Below are 18824 nucleotides of genomic sequence, written 5' to 3'. Positions count from 1 at the left end.
TCTCACAACACGGTATAAACTTGTCAAAGAACCCGCAGCACCCAGAGGCACCGCTTCCGAACATTTCAGCGGCGCTCCTTAGTGGATCACCGCGTCGTGTTCGGCTTATTTAGCGGTCTTTACTTTCGCTGTCAACCTCTTTTTTTCGAGGTGCTCGGCAGTTACTTGGTCGGACCGCTGTTTCCCTTGAAGCGTCACTGTTCTGTCGAACCGTGCTGCGTCGCGGGAGGCGGTGTATAGGCCGCCTGGCCGATGCGGCGCAAGCGCTTTTTTCGCCCCCTCGCGATTTTTACCCGGACCGCTTCTTCAGCCGATCCGCTCACGCACCTCCGCCCCGATCTGGAAGGAGCGCAGGCGGGCGGCATGGTCGTAGATCTGGCCGGCCAGGATCAGCTCGTCCGCCTGGGTGGCGCGGACGATCTCCGACAGTTTGGCGGCCACCTGATCGGGGGTGCCGACCGCGGCCATGGTGCCGAGCGCGCGGTCCACCATCATCTTCTCCGCCGGGCTGCTCCACCAGGACTCGATGTCGTCCACCGGCGGCGGCAGCTTGCCCGGCGTGCCGCGGCGCAGGTTGGCGAACTGCTGCTGGGCGGAAGAGAAGATGCGCCGCGCCTCGGCCTCGGTGTCGGCGGCGAAAATGTTGGCGGCGACCATGGCGTGCGGCTTGTCGAGCGTCGCCGACGGCTCGAAGCGGGCGCGGTAGATCGCCAGCGCCTCCATCAGCATGTCGGGCGCGAAGTGGGAGGCGAAGGCGAAGGGCAGACCCAGCATCGCCGCCAGCTGCGCGCTGAACAGGCTGGAGCCCAGCAGCCACAGGGGCACCTTCAACCCGGCCCCCGGCACGGCGCGGATGCGCTGGTTGGCCTCCGGCTCCTCGAAATACATCTGCAGTTCGACGACATCCTGCGGGAAGCGGTCGCTGCTGTCGGTCATGTCGCGGCGCAGCGCCCGCGCCGTCATCATGTCGGTGCCGGGCGCACGGCCGAGCCCGAGGTCGATGCGGCCAGGATAAAGCGACTCCAGCGTGCCGAACTGCTCCGCCACCACCAGCGGCGCATGGTTGGGCAGCATCACCCCGCCCGACCCGACGCGGATCGTCGAGGTGCCGGCGGCGACATGGGCGATCACCACGGCGGTCGCCGCACTGGCGATGCCCGGCATGTTGTGGTGCTCGGCCAGCCAATAGCGCTTGTAGCCCAACCGCTCCGCATGGCGGGCAAGGTCGAGGGTGTTGCGGAAGCTGTCGGCTGCAGTCGCCCCCTGGACGATGGGGCTGAGGTCGAGAACGGAAAAGGGAATCATCGCGCGGACCCTGACAGGAACGGGGTGGGGCCGGCATGCGGCCATCGGTTGCCATTCAAGGTATGGTCCCGGAGGTGCCGCTTCCACGCCGGGGCCCGCGCGGCTGCCTTGCGTGCGGCAAGACGGTGCGGTGGAGGTCAGGGATCCTGGCGGCCGCCGTAAAGCCGCCGGCCGATGGGTTCCAGGGTCAGTCCCTGCACAAGAATGCTGAAGGCGACGGCGACATAGCAGACCGCCAGGATGGGATCGCGGTAGGGGCTGGCCGGCAGCGACAGCACCAGGGCCACGGCAACGCCGCCGCGCAGCCCCGCCCAGGTCAGGACGACCAGCGCGCTGGATTTGTCGGTCCGCCCCATATGCATGAGCAGGGCCGGCGTCAGGCTGAGCATCCGCGCCGCCAGCGCCAGCGGAACGGCCAGCACGGCGGCCAGCAGCAATGGCCCCGTCCAGGAGATCGCCACCGTCGCCTCCAGCCCCACCAGCAGGAACAGCAGCGAGTTCAGCACGGCATCGATCATCCTCCAGACCACCTGCAGGTCGCGGCGGCTCTCGTCGCTGCGCACATGACGCCCGGTCGTGGAGCCGATCAGCAATCCTGCGACCACGACGGCGATGGGGCCGGACAGGCCGAGCAGGCTGGCCAGCGAATAGGTGCCGAGCACCAGCGCCAGAGAGATGGTCAGCTCCACCACGCTCTCGTCGACCCGCCGCTTCGCCCGATAGGCGATCCAGCCGCAGACGAAGCCCAGCGCCGCCCCGCCCACCGCCTCTTTCAGGAAGTCCAGCGCGGCCTCCCCCACCGTCAGGTCCTGCTCGCTGCCGGTCGCGAGGTGGAGCAGCGTGACGAAGAGCACCACACCGGCGCCGTCGTTGAACAGGCTTTCGCCGGAAATCACCGACCGCAGCGTGTCGGGAACCGGCAACCGCCCCAGGATGCCATGCACCGCCACCGGATCGGTCGGCGCCACCGCCGCTCCCAGCACCAGGCACCAGATCAGCGGGACCTCGATCCCGACCAGCGGAAACAGGACGTGCAGCCCCACCCCCATCAGGCCGGTGAACAGAAGGACGCTCACCGTCGCCAGCGCCAGAACCGTCCATTTCCGCTTCAGCAGGGCGCACAGATCCTCGTTCACCGCGGCGGTGTAGAGCAGCAGGCTGAGAATGCCGTCGAGCAGGATCGCCGGCAGGCTGATCTGGTCGATCAGACCGCGCAGCCAGTCGCCCACGCCCAGGCTGGAGCCCACCGCGTCGATTCCGCTCACCAGCAGCGTCAGAGCCAGCCCCTGGAAGAACAGCGAAATGGTGCCGGGCAGCCTGAGCCACCTGTGATTGATGAGACCGAAGATCGCCGCCAGAGTCAGCAATATGGCGGAGAGTTGAAACGGACCCACAGGCATTCTCCAAAAAGCAGCGCACGCTGCGCAATCGCCCGACAAACTTCCAACCGGACCAAGAAACGGCTATCGGCTGCGATGATCTCGAAAACATCAGCAGAGCTGCGAAAGTCGCGCGCGCATGAGGATTCAGCTCAACTACTCCCAAATGGTTATAGGGTGCCGATTGCCACCCCTGTTGCAATTGCCTATTCTTGCGCCATGATCTGGGCAGGGATTATTATGTTTCCTCTAATTTATGCTCACCGTTGCCGTACCGCTGCGGCTGCAAAATCGGTCGCATGATGGCCGACCCGGTCTGGCAGGATGCCGCAAGGCTGCGGCAATCCGCAGGTCCCGGCCGCGCACCCGACGGCACGGAAAATGGGATCCGCATTGGTCCGGACGTCTTTACCGGCGGCGGCGAGATGGGCCGGCGGATGCGGGAGATGGACTGGTCGGCGACACCGCTCGGCCGGCCGGAAGACTGGCCGCAATCGCTGCGCACCACCGTCAACCTGATGCTGACCTCCAGCTTTCCGATGTTCACGGCCTGGGGGCCGGAACTGACCTTCCTCCACAATGACAGCTACCGCCCGATCCTCGGCGACAAGCCGGAGGCGCTTGGCCGCCCCTTTGCCGAGGTGTGGGCGGAGACCTGGCATCAGCTGATCCCTCTTGTGGCCCGGGCATTGTCCGGCGAGGCGTTCTACCACCAGGATCTGCAGCTGTTCATGGAACGGCACGGCTATTGGGAGGAGACCTATTTCACCTTCTCCTACAGCCCGGTCCGCGACGAGGCCGGCCATGTCGCCGGCATGTTCTGCGCCTGCACCGAGAACACCGCCCGCGTGCTGGCCGAACGGCGGCTGACCTTCCAGCTCGATCTGGCGGAGAAGCTGCGCGGAATGAACGATCCGGTCGGCATCACCGCCGCCGCCGCCGAGGCCATCGGCCGCCATCTGCGGGTGGCGCGGGCCGGCTATGGCCGGATCGATCCGGGCGGCGCCATGATTTCGGTGGACCGGGACTGGAGCGACAGCGGGGTTGAAAGCCTCGCCGGCCAGTCGCGGCCGCTCGACAGCTTCGGCCCGGCGCTGATCGCCGAGCTGCGGGCGGGTTACACCCTGCGCGTCGACGACGTCGCCACCGATCCCCGCACCCGCGGAAGCGGGCCGGCGGCGGCCTTCGCCGGGATCGGGGCGCAGGCGCTGCTGGTCGTGCCGCTGCTGAAGGCGGGACAGCTGACCGCCATCCTCTACCTGCACGAAGGCAAGGCGCGCCATTGGACCGAGACTGATGCCGCCCTGGCGGAGGATGTGGCCGAACGGACCTGGGCCGCGGTCGAGCGCGCCCTTGCCGAGTCGGCCTTGCGGGCCGCCAACGCGGCCCTGATCCGCGAACGCGCCGCGGTGGAGGCGGCCAACGCCCGGCTGGCCGCGGAGGGGGAGCGGCTGCGCACCCTGTTCCGGCAGGCGCCGGGCTTCATGTGCGTGCTGCGCGGCCCGGACCATGTCTTCGAGTTGGCGAACGACACCTATCTGCAATTGGTCGGCAACCGCGATCTGCTGGACCGCACCGCCCGCGAGGCTCTGCCGGAGGTCGATGGGCAGGGATTCTTCGAGCTGCTCGACCGCGTCTATGCCAGCGGCGAGACCTTCGTCGGGCGCAATCTGCCGGTCCGCATCCAGCGCCGGCCGGGCGAGCCGCTGGAGGAACGTTTCCTCACCTTCGTCTATCAACCGATCAAGGACGAGGACGGCCGCGTCACCGGCCTGTTCGTCGAGGGCAGCGACGTCACCGAGGCGAAGCGGGCCGAGGAGGAGCTGCAACAGCTCAACGCCACGCTGGAGGCCCGCGTGGCCGAGGAGGTGGCGGAGCGCGAGCGCGTCCAGATCGCGCTGTTGCAGACGCAGAAGACCGAGGCGCTGGGCCAGATGACCGGCGGTGTCGCCCACGACTTCAACAACCTGCTCCAGGCGCTGTCCGGCTGCCTGCACATGATCGAGAAGCGGGCGGAGGGCACGCGCATCCAGCCGCTGGTCGATGCCGGCCGGCAGGCGGTGGACCGTGGCGCAAAGCTGGTGCAGCAGCTGATGGCCTTCGCCCGCCGGCAGGCCCTGCGGCCGGAGACGGTCGATCTGCGCGACCGCGTGCTCGGCATGTCGGAACTGCTGAACCGGGCCCTGCGCGCCGACATCCGGCTGGAGGTGGATTTCGCCGCCGGGCTTTGGCCGGTCGAGGTCGATGCGACGCAGTTGGAACTGGCCCTGCTGAACCTGGTGGTCAACGCGCGCGATGCGATGCCGGACGGCGGCATGCTGTCGATCCGGGCGGCCAACGTCACCCTGACGCACGGCGATCCGCAGGCGCCGACCGGGCTGTCGGGGGAATTCGTGCGGCTGACGGTGAGCGACACCGGCACCGGCATGCCGGCCGAGGTGCAGGCCCGCGCCTTCGACCCCTTCTTCACCACCAAGGAGATCGGCAAGGGCAGCGGGCTGGGGCTGTCGCAGGTCTACGGCTTCGCCCGCCACTCCGGCGGCACCGTCTGGATCGAGAGCGAGGAAGGGCGCGGCACCACCATCGGCCTGCTGATCCGCCGGTCCGGCACCGCCCCGGCGACGGCGGCGGAACCGGCGGCGGCGGAGGCCGGCGCCAGCCGGGTCGGCGGCCATGTGCTGGTGGTGGAGGACGACCCCATCGTCGCGCTGACCGTGGCGACGGCGCTGGAGGATGCCGGCTTCACCATCACCCGTGCCGCCACCGCCGACGAGGCGCTGCCCCTGCTGGAGGCCGGCGGCTTCGACCTGCTGTTCAGCGACGTGGTGATGCCCGGCATCCTGAGCGGCGTCGATCTGGCGCGGAGCGCGCAGAGGCTCCGGCCCGATCTGCCCGTCGTTCTGGCGACCGGCTACAGCGAGGAGGTCGCGCGGGCAACCGGGGTGATGGTGCTGCCGAAACCCTACCGCATCGACCATCTGGTCGATGTGCTGGACACGCTGCTGACGGAAGCGAAGCGGGTCGAGATGGAGATCCCCTCTCCCCGGGGGGAGAGGGGGGAACTCAGGGAAGAGAGGGGGATCTAGCCGCCTCAGTCCCCCGCCGCCGGCTGCGGCATGGCGCCATGGCCCGGCCGCCTGCGGACGAACAGGCGGTAGACGGCGACGAAGAAGACCGGCACGAACAGCACCGCCAGCACGGTGGCGGAGATCATGCCGCCCATCACGCCGACGCCGATGGCGTTCTGGCTTTCCGACCCGGCGCCGGTGCTGATCGCCAGCGGCAGCACGCCGAGGATGAAGGCCATCGAGGTCATGATGATGGGGCGCAGGCGCTGACGGCAGGCCTCCGCCGCGGCTTCCTTCAACTCCATCCCCTGGTCGTAGAGCGCCTTGGCGAACTCCACGATCAGGATGGCGTTCTTCGCCGACAGGCCGATGGTGGTCAGCAGGCCGACCTGGAAATAGACGTCGCTCGGCAGGCCGCGCAGCGTCGCCGCGATGACGGCGCCGATGACGCCCAGCGGCACAACCAGGATGACCGACACCGGCACCGACCAGCTCTCATAGAGGGCGGCCAGGCAGAGGAAGACGATGATCATCGACAGGGCGTAGAGCGCCGGCGCCTGCGAGCCGCTGAGCCGCTCCTCGTAGGACAGGCCGGTCCACTCGTAGCCGATGCCCGGCGGCAGTTTCTGCATCAGCGTCTCCATCTCGGTCATCGCCTCGCCCGAGCTGATGCCCGGTGCGGCCGATCCCTGGATGTTCAGCGACGAGGAGCCGTTGTAGCGCTCCAGCTTCGGCGAGCCGTAGATCCACTGCGCCGTGGTGAAGGCGGAGAAGGGGACCATCTGGCCGCTGGCGTTGCGCACATACCAGCGGTCGATGTCGCTGGGCTGCATGCGGTAGGGCGCGTCGGCCTGGAGATAGACCTTCTTCACCCGGCCCTGGTCGATGAAGTCGTTGACGTAGGACGAGCCCCAGGCCGCCGACAGCGTCGTGTTGATGTCGCTGAGCGACAGGCCGAGCGCGCTCGCCTTCTCGCGGTCGATGTCCAGCTTGAACTGCGGGGTGTCCTCCAGCCCGTTGGGACGGACGCCGACCAGCTTCGGATTCTGCGCCGCAGCCCCCAGCAGCTGGTTGCGCGCCTGCATCAGCCGGTCATGGCCCAGCCCGCCGCGGTCGACCAGCTGAAGGTCGAAGCCGGTGGCGTTGCCGAGGCCGGGAACCGACGGCGGCAGGAAGGAGAAGAGCACCGCGTCCTTCAGCTTCGACATCGCCCCCATCACCCGGCCGGCGATGGCCTGCGGCTTCTGCGACGCCTGGGTGCGCTCGCTCCAGTCCTTCAGCCGGACGAAGGCCATGCCGGCATTCTGGCCGCGGCCGGAGAAGTTGAAGCCGACGATGGTGAACAGACCCTCGACGCTGTCCTTCTCCTTTTCCAGCATGTAGGCGGTGACGGCCTTGGCGGTCTCGGCCGTGCGCTGGGAGCTGGCGTTCGGCGGCGCCGACCACAGCACGAACAGCTGGCCGCGATCCTCCGTCGGCAGGAAGGAGGACGGCATCTGCACGAACAGATAGCCCAGCCCGCCCAGGATCAGCGCATAGGCGATGAAGTAGCGGCCCAGCCGGTTCACCGCGCCGCGCACGCCGCGGACATAGACCCGGCTGCCGGCGTCGAAGCCGCGGTTGAACAGGCCGAAGAAGCCGCCGCGGGCGTGGCCGTGTCCCTCTCCATGATTGGCGACCGGCTTCAGCAGGGTGGCGCAGAGCGCCGGGGTCAGCACCAGCGCGACCAGCACCGACAGCGCCATCGCCGAGACGATGGTCAGCGAGAACTGGCGGTAGATGGCGCCGGCCGAGCCGCCGAAGAAGGCCATCGGCACGAACACCGCCGACAGCACCAGCGCGATGCCGACCAGCGCGCCGGTGATCTGGTCCATCGACTTGCGCGTCGCCTCGCGCGGGGGGAGCCCCTCCTCGCCCATCACGCGCTCGACATTCTCCACCACGACGATGGCGTCGTCGACCAGCAGGCCGATCGCCAGCACCATGCCGAACATGGTCAGCACGTTGATGGAGAAGCCGAAGGCCGACATCACGCCGAAGGTGCCGAGCAGCACCACCGGCACCGCGATGGTCGGGATCAGCGTCGCGCGGAAGTTCTGCAGGAACAGGTACATCACGACGAAGACGAGGACGATGGCCTCGAACAGCGTCTTGATCACCTCGTGGATCGACAGCTGGACGAAGGGCGTCGTGTCGTAGGGGTAGATGACCTCGATGCCCGCCGGGAAGAAGGGCTGGAGTTCCGCCACCCGCGCCTTGACCGCGGCGGCGGTGTTGAGCGCGTTGGCGCCGGTCGCCAGCTTGATTCCGACGCCGGCCGCCGGCTTGCCGTTGTAGGCGGCGTTGATCTCGTAGGTCTCGGAGCCGATCTCGATCCGCGCCACGTCGCGCAGCCGCACCTGCGACCCGTCGGGGTTCACCCGCAGCAGGATGGCGCCGAACTGCTCCGGCGTCTGGAGCCGCGACTGGGCGCTGATGGTGGCGTTGATCTGCTGGCCCTGGACCGCCGGGGCGCCGCCGAGCTGGCCGGCGGAGACCTGGGCGTTCTGGGTCTTGATCGCGTTGGAGACGTCGGTGGTGGTCAGCGCGAAGTTGTTCAGCGCGTCGGGGTCGAGCCAGATGCGCATGGCATGCTGCGGCCCGAAGACGGTGATGTCGCCGACACCTTCGACGCGGCTCAGCGTGTCCTGAAGGTTGGAGGTGACGTAGTCGGCGATGTCGCCCTGGCTGAGGCGCCCGTCGCTGGAGACGAAGCCGACCACCAGCAGGAAGTCGTTGCCGGCCTTCGACACCTGGATGCCGCGCTGCTGGACCTCCTGCGGCAGCAGCGGCGTCGCCAGCTGCAGCTTGTTCTGGACCTGGACCTGGGCGATGTCGGGGTTGGCCTCCGGCTCGAAGGTCAGGGTGATGGTGACGTTGCCGGAGGAGTCGCTGTTGGAGGACATGTAGCGGAAATGGTCGAGCCCGGTCATCTTCTGTTCGATGACCTGGGTGACCGTGTCCTCCAGCGTCTTGGCCGAGGCGCCGGGATAGCTGGCGGTGATCGACACCGTCGGCGGTGCGATCTTCGGATATTGCTCGACGGGCAGCCGCAGGATCGCCAGCGCACCCGCCATCATGATGACGATGGCGATGACCCAGGCGAAGACCGGGCGGTCGATGAAGAATTTCGACATGGGGACGGTTCCTGGGATCAGCGGGCCGAGGCGGCCTTTTCAGGCAATGCGGCCAGCGCGTTCTGGGCGGGCACCGGCTTCACCTCAGCACCCGGCTTCAGCTTTTGCAGCCCTTCCACCACCACGCGCTCGCCGGGGGCCAGCCCGTCCGACACCAGCCAGACATTGCCGACCGGGCGTTCGGTCTTGATGGTGCGCGGGTTCGCCTTGTTGTCGGCGCCCACCACCCAGACGCGGGCGGAGCCGTCCGGCGACCGGGCCACCGCGGCCTGCGGCACGGTGATGGCGTTCTCCGCCACCCCCTGCTCGACGCGGGCGCGGACGAACAGACCGGGCAGCAGCTGCTTGTTCGGGTTGGGGAAGACCGCGCGCAGCTGGACCGAGCTGGTGCCGGAATCCACCGTCACGTCGGCGAATTGCAGCTCGCCCTTCGCCGGATAGGCGGTGTCGTCGCCGCTGGCGTTGCTGTTCAGGAACAGCGTCACCGGGATCTTGCCGGGTTCGGCCGGGCGGATGCGGCCGGTTTCCATGTCCTCGCGCAGCTTCATCAGCTGCGAGGCGGTCTGCGTCACGTCGACATAGATCGGGTCGAACTGCTGGATGGTGGCGAGCGCCGTCGCCTGGTTGGAGGTGACCAGCGCGCCTTCCGTCACCGCCGACTTGCCGATGCGGCCGGAGATCGGGGCGAAGACCTTGGTGTAGTTCAGGTTGATGCTGGCAAGGTTGTAGGCGGCCTTGGCGGAGGCGACCTGCGCCTCGTTCTGCTTCAGCGAGGCCTGGACGTCGTCGAAGTCCTGCTTGCTGACCACGCTGTTCTTGACCAGATCGCCATAGCGCGACGCCTTGTTGCGGGCGGCCTGGAGATTGGCCTCCGCCTTCTGCACGTCGGCCTGGGCGCTCGCCAGCGACGCCTCGTAGGTGGCGGGGTCGATCTGGTAGAGCTGATCGCCCGCCTTGACCTCGCTGCCCTCGCGGAACAGGCGCTTCAGCACGATGCCGCTGACCTGCGGGCGGATTTCCGCCACCCGGTAGGGGGCGGTGCGGCCCGGAAGCTCGGTGGTCACCGGCAGGCGCTGCGGCTCGATGGTGGCGACCGAAACCTCGGGGGGGCCGCCGGCACCCTGGGGCTGGCCGGAGGCCTGCTTCTGCTGGTTGCAGCCGGCGAGCACCGCGATCAGGCAGGCCGCCGCGGCCAACGTCATGAATGGCTTGGAACTGGACATCTGTTTCCTCGTCTCGGCGCCGCACGTCGGCGGACCCGTCTCCCTGCTGCACGCTCTGCTATACGCTGCGGGGTCAGGCGGTCCGGCACATCCCCGTTGCTTAGTACTGTCTCATACAGTACAGTGTACCAGACGATACATTCAGAATGCTGCACCGCGCAAGGGGGTTCCGCAAATGCCCGATATGGGGCTGGAACATGGAAAGTCATCCTCGACAGCCATACGGCAAGACCCTGCGGTCCTGTTCGAGAGCGTGTTCGGACTCGGGCCGGCTGGAACCGACAGGCCGGAAGGAAAAGCGAGATGACCAACAGCCATAAGGCCCGGATCAGCCCCAGCTCCGGCCAGCGGCAATCCGCCGTGCAGATGGCTGGGCCGCCTTGCGGGCCGGCCACCTGCGGGCCGCGCGGCATGGCGCGCCGGCAGGCGATCCTGACGGCGGCGCGGCGCCTGTTTGTCGAGAAGGGGTTCGAGAAGACGACGCTGAGCGACATCATCTCTGTCGCCGGCGGGTCGCGCGCCACGCTCTACGAGCATTTCGGCGACAAGGAGGGGCTGTTCCGCGCGATCATGGAGGAGGACAACGCCATGATCCTCTCCGGCCTCGCCCCCGCCCAGGCCGACGAGCGGGTGACGCCGGAAGCCGGGCTGACCGCCTTCGCGCTGCACTTGGTGAAAGCGCTGCTGAACGAGGAGACGACCGCCACCGTCCGCATCCTGATCGCGGAGGGCGACCGCGTGCCCGACATCACCGAAGCCTTCTTCCGCATCGGGCCGGAGAACGCCATCGCCCGGCTGGCCGATTACTTGCAACGGCTGTCGGACAGCGGCGATCTCAGCATCGACGACCCGGCCGCCGCAGCACAGGCCTTCCTGGGCATGGTCACCGGCAACCTGCTGGTCCGCCGCCTGATCCTGCCCCAGAGCGCGCCGGCCATCCCCGACCTCGACCGCTATGTCCGGCAGGCGGTGCGCCTTTTCCTGAACGGGGCATGCGCGAGGGTGACCAAGGCGGCCTGAGGGGAGGGAAACCTCAAATCGCCGCCTTTCAAATCGTCTCCGCCGCGGTATCCCCCACCCCGCGGTCGCGGCCGGCCTTGGTCAGCGGTTCGGCGATGTCCTCCAGCCCCTTGCCTTCGGCATCGACGCCATAGACCAGCGCCACCACCCCGCCGACCATCATCACCACCGATCCCAGCACATAGCCCCAGAACAGCGGGTCGCGCTCCGTCCCCTCCCCCACCAGCCAGCCGAACAGCAGCGGACCGGTGGAGCCCACCACCTGGGCGATGGCGAAGAAATAGGAGATCGCCTGCGCCCGGACCTCCAGCGGGAAGATCTCGCTGACCGTCAGATAGGCCGACGAGGCGCCGGCCGAGGCGAAGAAGAAGGACACGCACCAGAAGATCGTGTGCGTGTTCGCGGTCAGCACCCCCTGGCGGAACAGGAAAGCGGAGACCAGCAGCACCGTTCCCGCCAGCAGATAGGTGCCGAAGATCATCCGGCGCCGCCCCACCGTATCGAACAGCGGCCCCAGCAGCAGCGGCCCGATCAGGTTGCCGGCGGCGAAGGGGAAGAAATAGAGCGCCGTCTGCGACGGGTCGAGATGGTAGAAATTCTGCAGGACCAGCGCGTAGGTGAAGAAGATCGCGTTGTAGAGAAAGGACTGGGTCACCATCATCGTCACGCCCAGGACGGTGCGCGTCGGGTACTGCCGGAAGAAGACGTCGACCAGCTGCGCGTAGGACACCGAGTCTTCCGGGACGATGTGCATGGCCCGCTTCGGATCGACCGGCGCCAGCGTCTTGCCCTGCCCCAGCACGCTGGCCTCGATGTCGTCGACGATGCGCTCGGCCTCCGCCTCCCTGCCATGGGTGACCATCCAGCGCGGGCTTTCCGGGATGTGCCGGCGCAGATAGATGATGATCAGGCCCAGCAGCGGGCCGATGAAGAAGGCGATGCGCCAGCCGAGATTTTCCGGGACCAGCGCATGGTCGAGCAGGAAGACGCTGCCGACAGCACCGATCATCGCACCCGCCCAATAGGTGCCGTTGACGGCGATGTCGACCCGGCCGCGGAAGCGCGCGGGGATCAGCTCGTCGATGGCGGAGTTGACGGCGGCATATTCGCCGCCGATGCCCATCCCGGCGATGAAGCGCCAGACATAGAGGAACCAGGGCGTCCAGGCGAAGCCGGCGATGCCGGACGCGATCAGGTAGAGCGCCAGCGTGGTGATGAACAGCCGCTTGCGCCCCCAACGGTCGGTCAGCCGGCCGAAGACCAGCGCGCCGACCACCTGCCCCATCAGATAGATGGTGCCGGCCAGCCCGACCTCGGCGCTCGACATGCCGAGGCTCTCCTTATAGCCGGAGGCCGAGATCAGCTGGATTTCGATGCCGTCCAGGATCCAGCTGACCCCCAGCCCGATCACCACCATCCAGTGGAAGCGCGCCCAGGGCAGCCGGTCCATCCTGGCCGGCACCAGGCTGCTCACCGCGGCGGCGCTGTTTGCAGGGTTCATGTCGGGGCAGCGGTCATGTCGGGTTGGCTCCCCAGGGCTGGCGGCAGGTTGCGTGCCTGTGAAAACACGGCGTGCCGCCGGAAGGTTTCCGAACCCGCAAGGCGCCATCAAATATCTGCCATGCGAATTGTCATGACTCTCCTCATTTCCCATTGCGCTTTTGGATCGATCCAATTAGCGTGTGTCGGCAGTTGGAACGCAGCGATGCGTCCTGCGGTCCGGGCATGATCCCGGACGACAAGACCTGAGCGGACAAAGGCAATCCGTGCGACGCCGAGCCTTCCGAAAGCAATTCCCGGAGGGCGGCGCGACGCGGGTGCGGAGGAACGCCCGTGACCTATGATTTTCAATTCGACGCGGTGTTCGCGTCCTGGGACTATCTGCTCGACGGGGCATGGCTGACCGTCAGGCTGTCGTTCGGCGCCATGGCCATCGGCATGGTGGTCGCCATCCTCTGCGCGCTCGGCAAGACCTCCGGGCCGAAGCCGGTGCGCTGGGCGATCAACGCCTACATCGAGGTCATCCGCAACACGCCCTTCCTGGTGCAGATCTTCCTGATCTTCTTCGGATTGCCGACCGTCGGGCTCCGGCTGTCGCCGGACATGGCGGCGCTGATCGCCATGGTCGTCAATGTCGGCGCCTACGCCACCGAGATCATCCGCGCCGGCATCGAATCCATCCACAAGGGCCAGATCGAGGCCGGGCTGGCGCTGGGCCTCAGGCCGTTGCAGGTCTTCCGCCACATCGTGCTGAAGCCGGCCCTGCGCACGGTCTATCCGGCGCTGACCAGCCAGTTCATCCTGCTGATGCTGAGTTCCAGCGTGGTGTCCGCCATCTCCGCCGACGAGCTGACCTCGGTCGCCAACAACATCCAGTCGCAGACCTTCCGCAGCTTCGAGATCTACATCGTCGTGACCGGGGTCTATCTGGTGCTGGCGCTGATGTTCTCGGCCCTGTTCGCCGGCATCTACCGGCTGGCCTTCGCCTATTCCATCGATCGGCGCTGAAGGAGGCCATCCCATGATCCGCGCCTTCGGGTACAACGAATTCCTGTTCCTGCTCAGCGCCGTGCAATGGACGCTGATGCTGTCGGTCATCGCCTTCATCGGCGGCGGCATCGTCGGGCTGTTCGTGGCGCTCGGCCGCACGTCGGACGTGAAGCCGTTGCGCCTGCTCGCCACCGGCTACATCCAGCTGTTCCAGGGCACGCCGCTGCTGATGCAGCTGTTCCTGGTGTTCTTCGGCGCCACCGTGATCGGCATCGACATGAGCCCGTGGGTCGCCGCGGCGGTCGGTCTGACTCTGAACACCAGCGCCTTCCTGGGCGAGATCTGGCGCGGCTGCATCCAGTCGGTGCCGCGCGGCCAGTGGGAGGCGGCCTCGTCGCTCGGCCTGCGCTATCCCGGCCTGATGCGCTACGTGATCCTGCCGCAGGCGGTGAAGGTCGCGGTGCCGCCGACCGTGGGCTATCTGGTTCAGGTGATCAAGGGCACCTCGCTGGCCGCCATCATCGGCTTCGTCGAGCTGACCCGCGCCGGCCAGATCGTCAACAACGCCACCTTCCAGCCCTTCCTGGTCTTCGGCATCGTCGCCGCGATCTATTTCGCGCTGTGCTGGCCGCTGTCGCTGCTGAGCCAGCGGCTGGAAGCCCGTTACGCCGCCCCATCTCGCTAAACCTCAAAAAACACCCGCACTCGGAGGAAACACCCATGGCCTTCACCGTCACCCGCCGCCTGGTCGTCGCCGGCGCCCTGATGACCGCCGCAATTGGCCTGACCGCCACCGCTCACGCCCAGAGCGTCGAGGACATCAAGGGCAAGGGCAAGCTGACCATCGGCATGCTGGTCGATTTCCCGCCCTTCGGCATCACCAGCTCCGACGGCAAGCCGGACGGCTATGACGCCGACGTCGCCAAGCTGATGGCCAAGCATATGGGTGTGCCGGTGGACATCGTGCCGGTGACCGGGCCGAACCGCATCCCCTACCTGCTGACCGGCAAGGTCGACGTTCTCGTCGCCTCGCTCGGCATCACGCCGGAGCGCGCCAAGCAGGTCGCCTTCTCCGAGCCCTATGCCGCCATCGAGATCGGGCTGCTCGCCACGCAGAAGTCGCCGGTCGCGAAGGCCGAGGATCTGTCGGGCAAGAGCGTCGGCGTCGCCCGCGCCAGCACGCAAGACCAGTCGCTGACCGCGGTGGCGCCGAAGGATGCCCGCATCATGCGCTTCGACGACGACGCCAGCGCCGTGCAGGCCCTGCTGTCCGGTCAGGTCGATGCGCTGGGCGTCAGCAACGTGGTGGCCCAGCAGATCAAGACGATGGCGCCCCAGGCCAATTACGAGATGAAGTTCGTCCTCAAGAGCCAGGTCCAGGGCGTGGCCCTGCGCCAGGGCCAGGACAAGCTGATGGGCTGGGTCAACGGCTTCCTCGACACCGTGAAGAAGAACGGCGAGCTGAACGCCATCCACCAGAAGTGGCTGGGAACCGACCTGCCGTCGGCGGTCACCGCCAGCAAATCCTGAGGCCAGCAAGTCCTAAGACGAGTGTAGCGCAAACCCCGGTGGAGGACAGGACCATGGCACTGGCGACCGAACCGACGCGCAACGGCATAGCACCTGCGATGAGCGCGGATGTCGTCATCCGCATGGAAGGCGTCCAGAAATGGTACGATCAGTTCCAGGTGCTGAAGGACATCGACCTGGAGGTCCACCGGGGCGAGCGCATTGTCATCTGCGGCCCGTCCGGATCGGGCAAATCGACCCTGATCCGCTGCATCAACCAGCTGGAACGCCACCAGAAGGGCCGCATCACCGTCAACGGCGTCGAACTCGGCCCGCACCACCGCCAGCTGGACCTGGTCCGGCGCGAGGTCGGCATGGTGTTCCAGAGCTTCAACCTGTTCCCGCATCTGACCGTGCTGGAGAACTGCATGCTGGCGCCGTTGAAGGTGCGCGGCACGACCAAGGCCGAGGCGAAGGCCACCGCCATGCGCTATCTGGAGCGGGTGCGCATCCCCGAACAGGCCGACAAATACCCCGGCCAGCTGTCGGGCGGCCAGCAGCAGCGCGTCGCCATCGCGCGGTCGCTCTGCATGAACCCGAAGGTGATGCTGTTCGACGAGCCGACCTCCGCTCTCGACCCGGAGATGGTCAAGGAGGTGCTGGACACCATGATCGGTCTGGCCGAGGACGGCATGACCATGCTGTGTGTGACGCACGAGATGGGCTTCGCCAAATCGGTCGCCCACCGCGTCATCTTCATGGACCGCGGCGAGATCGTCGAGCAGAACACGCCGGAGGAGTTCTTCACCGCCCCGAAATCGGAGCGGACGCGGAGCTTCCTCGGCCAGATCCTGGCCCATTAAGACATTCTGTTCCACCAAGGACGAGTTGCGATGAAGCCCGAAATCCTGCTGGTCGAACCCATGATGCCCGCCATCGAGCAGGCTCTGGACGCGGCCTACACCGTCCACCGCCTGTCCGCCGCCCCGGATCGCGACCGGCTGATCGCCGAGGTCGCCGGCCGGGTGCGCGCCGTCGTCACCGGCGGCGGCACCGGCGTGAAGAACGCGGTGGTCGACGCCCTGCCCCATCTGGGGATCGTCGCAATCAACGGCGTCGGCACCGATGCGGTCGATCTGGAGCATTGCCGCGGCCGCGGCGTGCGCGTCAGCAACACGCCGGACGTGCTGACCGACGATGTGGCCGATCTCGCCATCGGGCTGATGATCGCCGGGTCGCGCCGGATGATGGTGGGCGACCGCTTCGTCCGCGCCGGGCAATGGCCGACGGGCAAGCTGCCGCTCGCCCGCAAGGTCAGCGGCAAGCGGCTGGGCGTGCTGGGTCTGGGCCGCATCGGCGAGGCCATCGCCAAGCGGGCCGAAGCCTTCGGCATGACCATCGCCTACACCAACCGCAAGCCGCGCGACGGCGTGTCCTACCGCTTCGTCTCCTCGCCGGTCGATCTGGCGCGCGAGAGCGACATCCTGATGGTGGCGGCCTCGGCCGGGCCGGATGCCCGCAACATGGTCGGCCGCGCCGTGCTGGATGCGCTCGGACCCGACGGGCTGCTGGTCAATGTCGCCCGCGGCAGCGTGGTGGACGAGCCCGAGCTGCTGGCGGCCTTGACCGAGGGCCGGATCGGCGGCGCCGCGCTGGACGTCTTCGCCGACGAGCCGAACGTGCCGGAAGGCTTCTACGGCCTCGGCAACGTCGTGCTCCAGCCGCATCAGGCCAGCGCCACGGTGGAGACGCGGATGGCGATGGGGCAGCTGGTGCTCGACAATCTGGAGGCCTTCTTCGCCGGCCGGCCGCCGCCGACCGCCGTGGTGTGAGGCACTCCCGTCTTGGCCAAGCCGCGCGATAGCCAGAAACCTGGAAGCGTCACCCTGACGGAGGTCGCCGGCCATGCCGGGGTGTCGCGCTCGACCGTGTCGCTGGTGCTGCGCGGCAGCCCGCTGGTGGCGGCGGAAACGCGGGAGCGGGTCCAGGCCGCCATGGCGGCGCTCGGCTACATCTACAACCGCGGCGCCGCCAACCTGCGCGCCACCCGCACCCAGACGGTCGGTCTGCTGGTCTGCGAACTGAACAACCCCTTCTATGCCGAGTTGACGGCGGGGGTCGACGACGTGCTGGACACCGAAGGCTTCGTCGCCTTCATCGCCAACACCGCCGAGCAGCCGGAGCGCCAGGACCGCTTCCTCCAGCGGATGCGGGAGCACAATGTCGACGGGGTGATCCTCTGCCCGGCCGCCGGGACGGACAGCGGGCTGCTCGACCGGCTGGACGGCTGGCGGCTGCCCTGCGTGCAGGCCCTGCGCTTCGTCCCGGACAGCCTGGCTGCCGACCGCGTGCGGGATTATGCCGGCGTCGATTATCAGGCGGGCATCGAGACGGTCGTCGACCATCTCGTCGCGCTGGGCCATCGGCGGATCGCCTTCGTCGGCGGCACCTTGGACCATTCCGCCTACGCCGGGCGCCATGCCGGCTTCACCGCGGCGATGCGGCGGCACGGGCTGGCCGACGATCTGGTGCTGCGCTGCCCGCTGACCCGGCGGTCGGGTGCCGGGATTGCCAAGGATCTGCTGAATAGTCCGCAGACACCCACGGCGGCGCTCTGCTACAACGACGTGGTGGCGCTCGGGCTGATGCTGGGGCTGGAGGCGCGCGGCCTGAGGGCCGGGCGCGATCTGGCCGTCACCGGTTTCGACGATGTGCCGGAAGCGGCGCTCAGCCGGCCGGCGCTGACCACCGTCGCCACCTCGGCAAGGCAGATCGGGCAGGAGGCCGCCCGGCTGCTGCTGCGCCGGATCGCCGACCCGCTGGGCCCGCCCGAGCGGATCATCCTGCCGGGCCGGCTGGTCGTCCGCCAATCCTGCGGCTCCCCCTCCTCTTCCCTCCATCACAGAGATTTGTCATGACCGATACCGTCGAGGCCCTGATCGAGGCGCGCGAGACCCACCAGTGGCTGACCGGGCTGGACAACCGCCCCGCCACCGAAGCGGAGGCCTACGAGATCCAGGACGCCGTCGCCCGCCGCCTGGGCCCCGTCACCGCCTGGAAGGTCGGCGCCGCCACGCCCGACGCCGAGCCGTTCCGCGCGCCGATCAACGCCGCCACCGTCTTCGAGAACACCGATTACCTGCCGGCCAAGATCTTCCAGGTCATCGGCGTGGAGGCGGAGATCGCCTACCGCTTCGCCCGCGACCTGCCGGTGCGCGAGCAGCCCTACAGCCGGGAAGAGGTTCTGGCCGCCGTCGCCTCGGTCCATCCCGCCTGGGAGATCGTCGACACCCGCTTCGCCGGTTTCGGCAGCCAGGACCGGCTGAGCCACATGGCCGACCAGTTCAACCACGGCGCCCTGATCGTCGGCCCGGCCATCGCCGACTGGCGTGCGCTCGACCCGGTCAAGGAAACGGTGACGCTGGAGATCGACGGCGAGACCAAGGTCGATGTCGTCGGCGGCAACAGCGCCGGCGATCCGGTCCGCCTGCTGGTGTGGATGGCCAATGTCGGCGCCCGCAGCTTCGGCGGCCTGCATGAGGGCGAGGTGGTGACAACCGGTTCCTGCACCGGCACCATCTTCGTCGAGCCGGGCAGCAAGTCGGTCGCCCGCTACGGCACCATGGGCACCATCACGCTGAAGGTCGACTGAGC

At 67.9% G+C, this 18824-nt stretch carries 14 protein-coding genes; 9 read left to right on the top strand and 5 right to left on the bottom strand.

Annotated features, from left to right (window positions below):
* Nucleotides 1-306: 306 nt before the first annotated feature.
* A complete protein-coding gene (locus TSH64_RS17010) occupies nucleotides 307-1305 on the bottom strand; it encodes an LLM class flavin-dependent oxidoreductase (RefSeq protein ID WP_109446642.1) in 999 nt (332 codons plus the stop codon).
* A 137-nt stretch (nucleotides 1306-1442) separates the two neighbouring features.
* Nucleotides 1443-2699, bottom strand: coding sequence for a sodium:proton antiporter (locus TSH64_RS17005; RefSeq protein ID WP_109446640.1), 1257 nt, complete (start codon nucleotides 2697-2699; stop codon nucleotides 1443-1445).
* Between the two features lie 284 nt (nucleotides 2700-2983).
* On the opposite strand from TSH64_RS17005, the gene TSH64_RS17000 reads away from it, so the two are divergent.
* Nucleotides 2984-5770, top strand: a complete 2787-nt coding sequence (locus TSH64_RS17000) for a PAS domain-containing protein (RefSeq protein ID WP_109446638.1) — start codon at nucleotides 2984-2986, stop codon at nucleotides 5768-5770.
* Nucleotides 5771-5775: 5 nt separating this feature from the next.
* On the opposite strand, the gene TSH64_RS16995 is transcribed toward TSH64_RS17000, so the two are convergent.
* Together TSH64_RS16995 and TSH64_RS16990 are read right to left on the bottom strand one after the other, a co-directional pair.
* A complete protein-coding gene (locus TSH64_RS16995; protein ID WP_109446636.1) occupies nucleotides 5776-8928 on the bottom strand; it encodes an efflux RND transporter permease subunit in 3153 nt (1050 codons plus the stop codon).
* Nucleotides 8929-8945: 17 nt separating this feature from the next.
* Nucleotides 8946-10151 (bottom strand): efflux RND transporter periplasmic adaptor subunit, encoded by a 1206-nt coding sequence (locus TSH64_RS16990; protein WP_109446634.1) that lies wholly within the window; start codon nucleotides 10149-10151, stop codon nucleotides 8946-8948.
* A gap of 303 nt (nucleotides 10152-10454) precedes the next feature.
* Here TSH64_RS16990 and TSH64_RS16985 point away from each other — a divergent pair, with 303 nt between their 5' ends.
* The gene (locus TSH64_RS16985; protein WP_247872990.1) at nucleotides 10455-11171 is read left to right on the top strand and encodes a TetR/AcrR family transcriptional regulator; all 717 of its coding nucleotides are present in this window, start codon (nucleotides 10455-10457) and stop codon (nucleotides 11169-11171) included.
* A gap of 28 nt (nucleotides 11172-11199) precedes the next feature.
* Here the strand turns inward: TSH64_RS16985 and TSH64_RS16980 are convergent, their stop codons facing one another.
* Nucleotides 11200-12672: an MFS transporter gene (locus TSH64_RS16980; protein WP_109446632.1), complete on the bottom strand. Its 1473-nt coding sequence runs from the start codon at nucleotides 12670-12672 to the stop codon at nucleotides 11200-11202.
* A 332-nt stretch (nucleotides 12673-13004) separates the two neighbouring features.
* On the opposite strand from TSH64_RS16980, the gene TSH64_RS16975 reads away from it, so the two are divergent.
* Genes TSH64_RS16975 through TSH64_RS16945 form a run of 7 tightly spaced genes read left to right on the top strand, consistent with a single transcriptional unit; the run spans nucleotide 13005 to nucleotide 18822 of the window.
* The gene (locus TSH64_RS16975) at nucleotides 13005-13679 is read left to right on the top strand and encodes an amino acid ABC transporter permease (RefSeq protein ID WP_109446630.1); all 675 of its coding nucleotides are present in this window, start codon (nucleotides 13005-13007) and stop codon (nucleotides 13677-13679) included.
* Between the two features lie 13 nt (nucleotides 13680-13692).
* Nucleotides 13693-14346 carry an amino acid ABC transporter permease gene (locus TSH64_RS16970; RefSeq protein WP_109048219.1) on the top strand — a complete coding sequence of 218 codons (654 nt, stop codon included), beginning with the start codon at nucleotides 13693-13695 and terminating at the stop codon, nucleotides 14344-14346.
* 35 nt (nucleotides 14347-14381) lie between these two features.
* The gene (locus tag TSH64_RS16965; protein WP_109446628.1) at nucleotides 14382-15191 is read left to right on the top strand and encodes a transporter substrate-binding domain-containing protein; all 810 of its coding nucleotides are present in this window, start codon (nucleotides 14382-14384) and stop codon (nucleotides 15189-15191) included.
* A 53-nt stretch (nucleotides 15192-15244) separates the two neighbouring features.
* Nucleotides 15245-16033 carry an amino acid ABC transporter ATP-binding protein gene (locus TSH64_RS16960; protein WP_282188109.1) on the top strand — a complete coding sequence of 263 codons (789 nt, stop codon included), beginning with the start codon at nucleotides 15245-15247 and terminating at the stop codon, nucleotides 16031-16033.
* A gap of 30 nt (nucleotides 16034-16063) precedes the next feature.
* Nucleotides 16064-17002 (top strand): 2-hydroxyacid dehydrogenase, encoded by a 939-nt coding sequence (locus TSH64_RS16955; RefSeq protein ID WP_109446626.1) that lies wholly within the window; start codon nucleotides 16064-16066, stop codon nucleotides 17000-17002.
* A gap of 12 nt (nucleotides 17003-17014) precedes the next feature.
* Nucleotides 17015-18088, top strand: a complete 1074-nt coding sequence (locus TSH64_RS16950; RefSeq protein ID WP_109446624.1) for a LacI family DNA-binding transcriptional regulator — start codon at nucleotides 17015-17017, stop codon at nucleotides 18086-18088.
* Nucleotides 18085-18822: a fumarylacetoacetate hydrolase family protein gene (locus tag TSH64_RS16945; protein WP_109446622.1), complete on the top strand. Its 738-nt coding sequence runs from the start codon at nucleotides 18085-18087 to the stop codon at nucleotides 18820-18822. Before TSH64_RS16950 ends, TSH64_RS16945 begins: the two co-directional genes overlap by 4 nt.
* Nucleotides 18823-18824: the final 2 nt, after the last annotated feature.

The sequence above is a fragment of the Azospirillum sp. TSH64 genome (assembly GCF_003116035.1).
Lineage (GTDB): Bacteria > Pseudomonadota > Alphaproteobacteria > Azospirillales > Azospirillaceae > Azospirillum.
The sequence above is the reverse complement of the archived record's forward strand: the minus strand, read 5'-3'. Positions and strand labels throughout refer to the sequence as shown.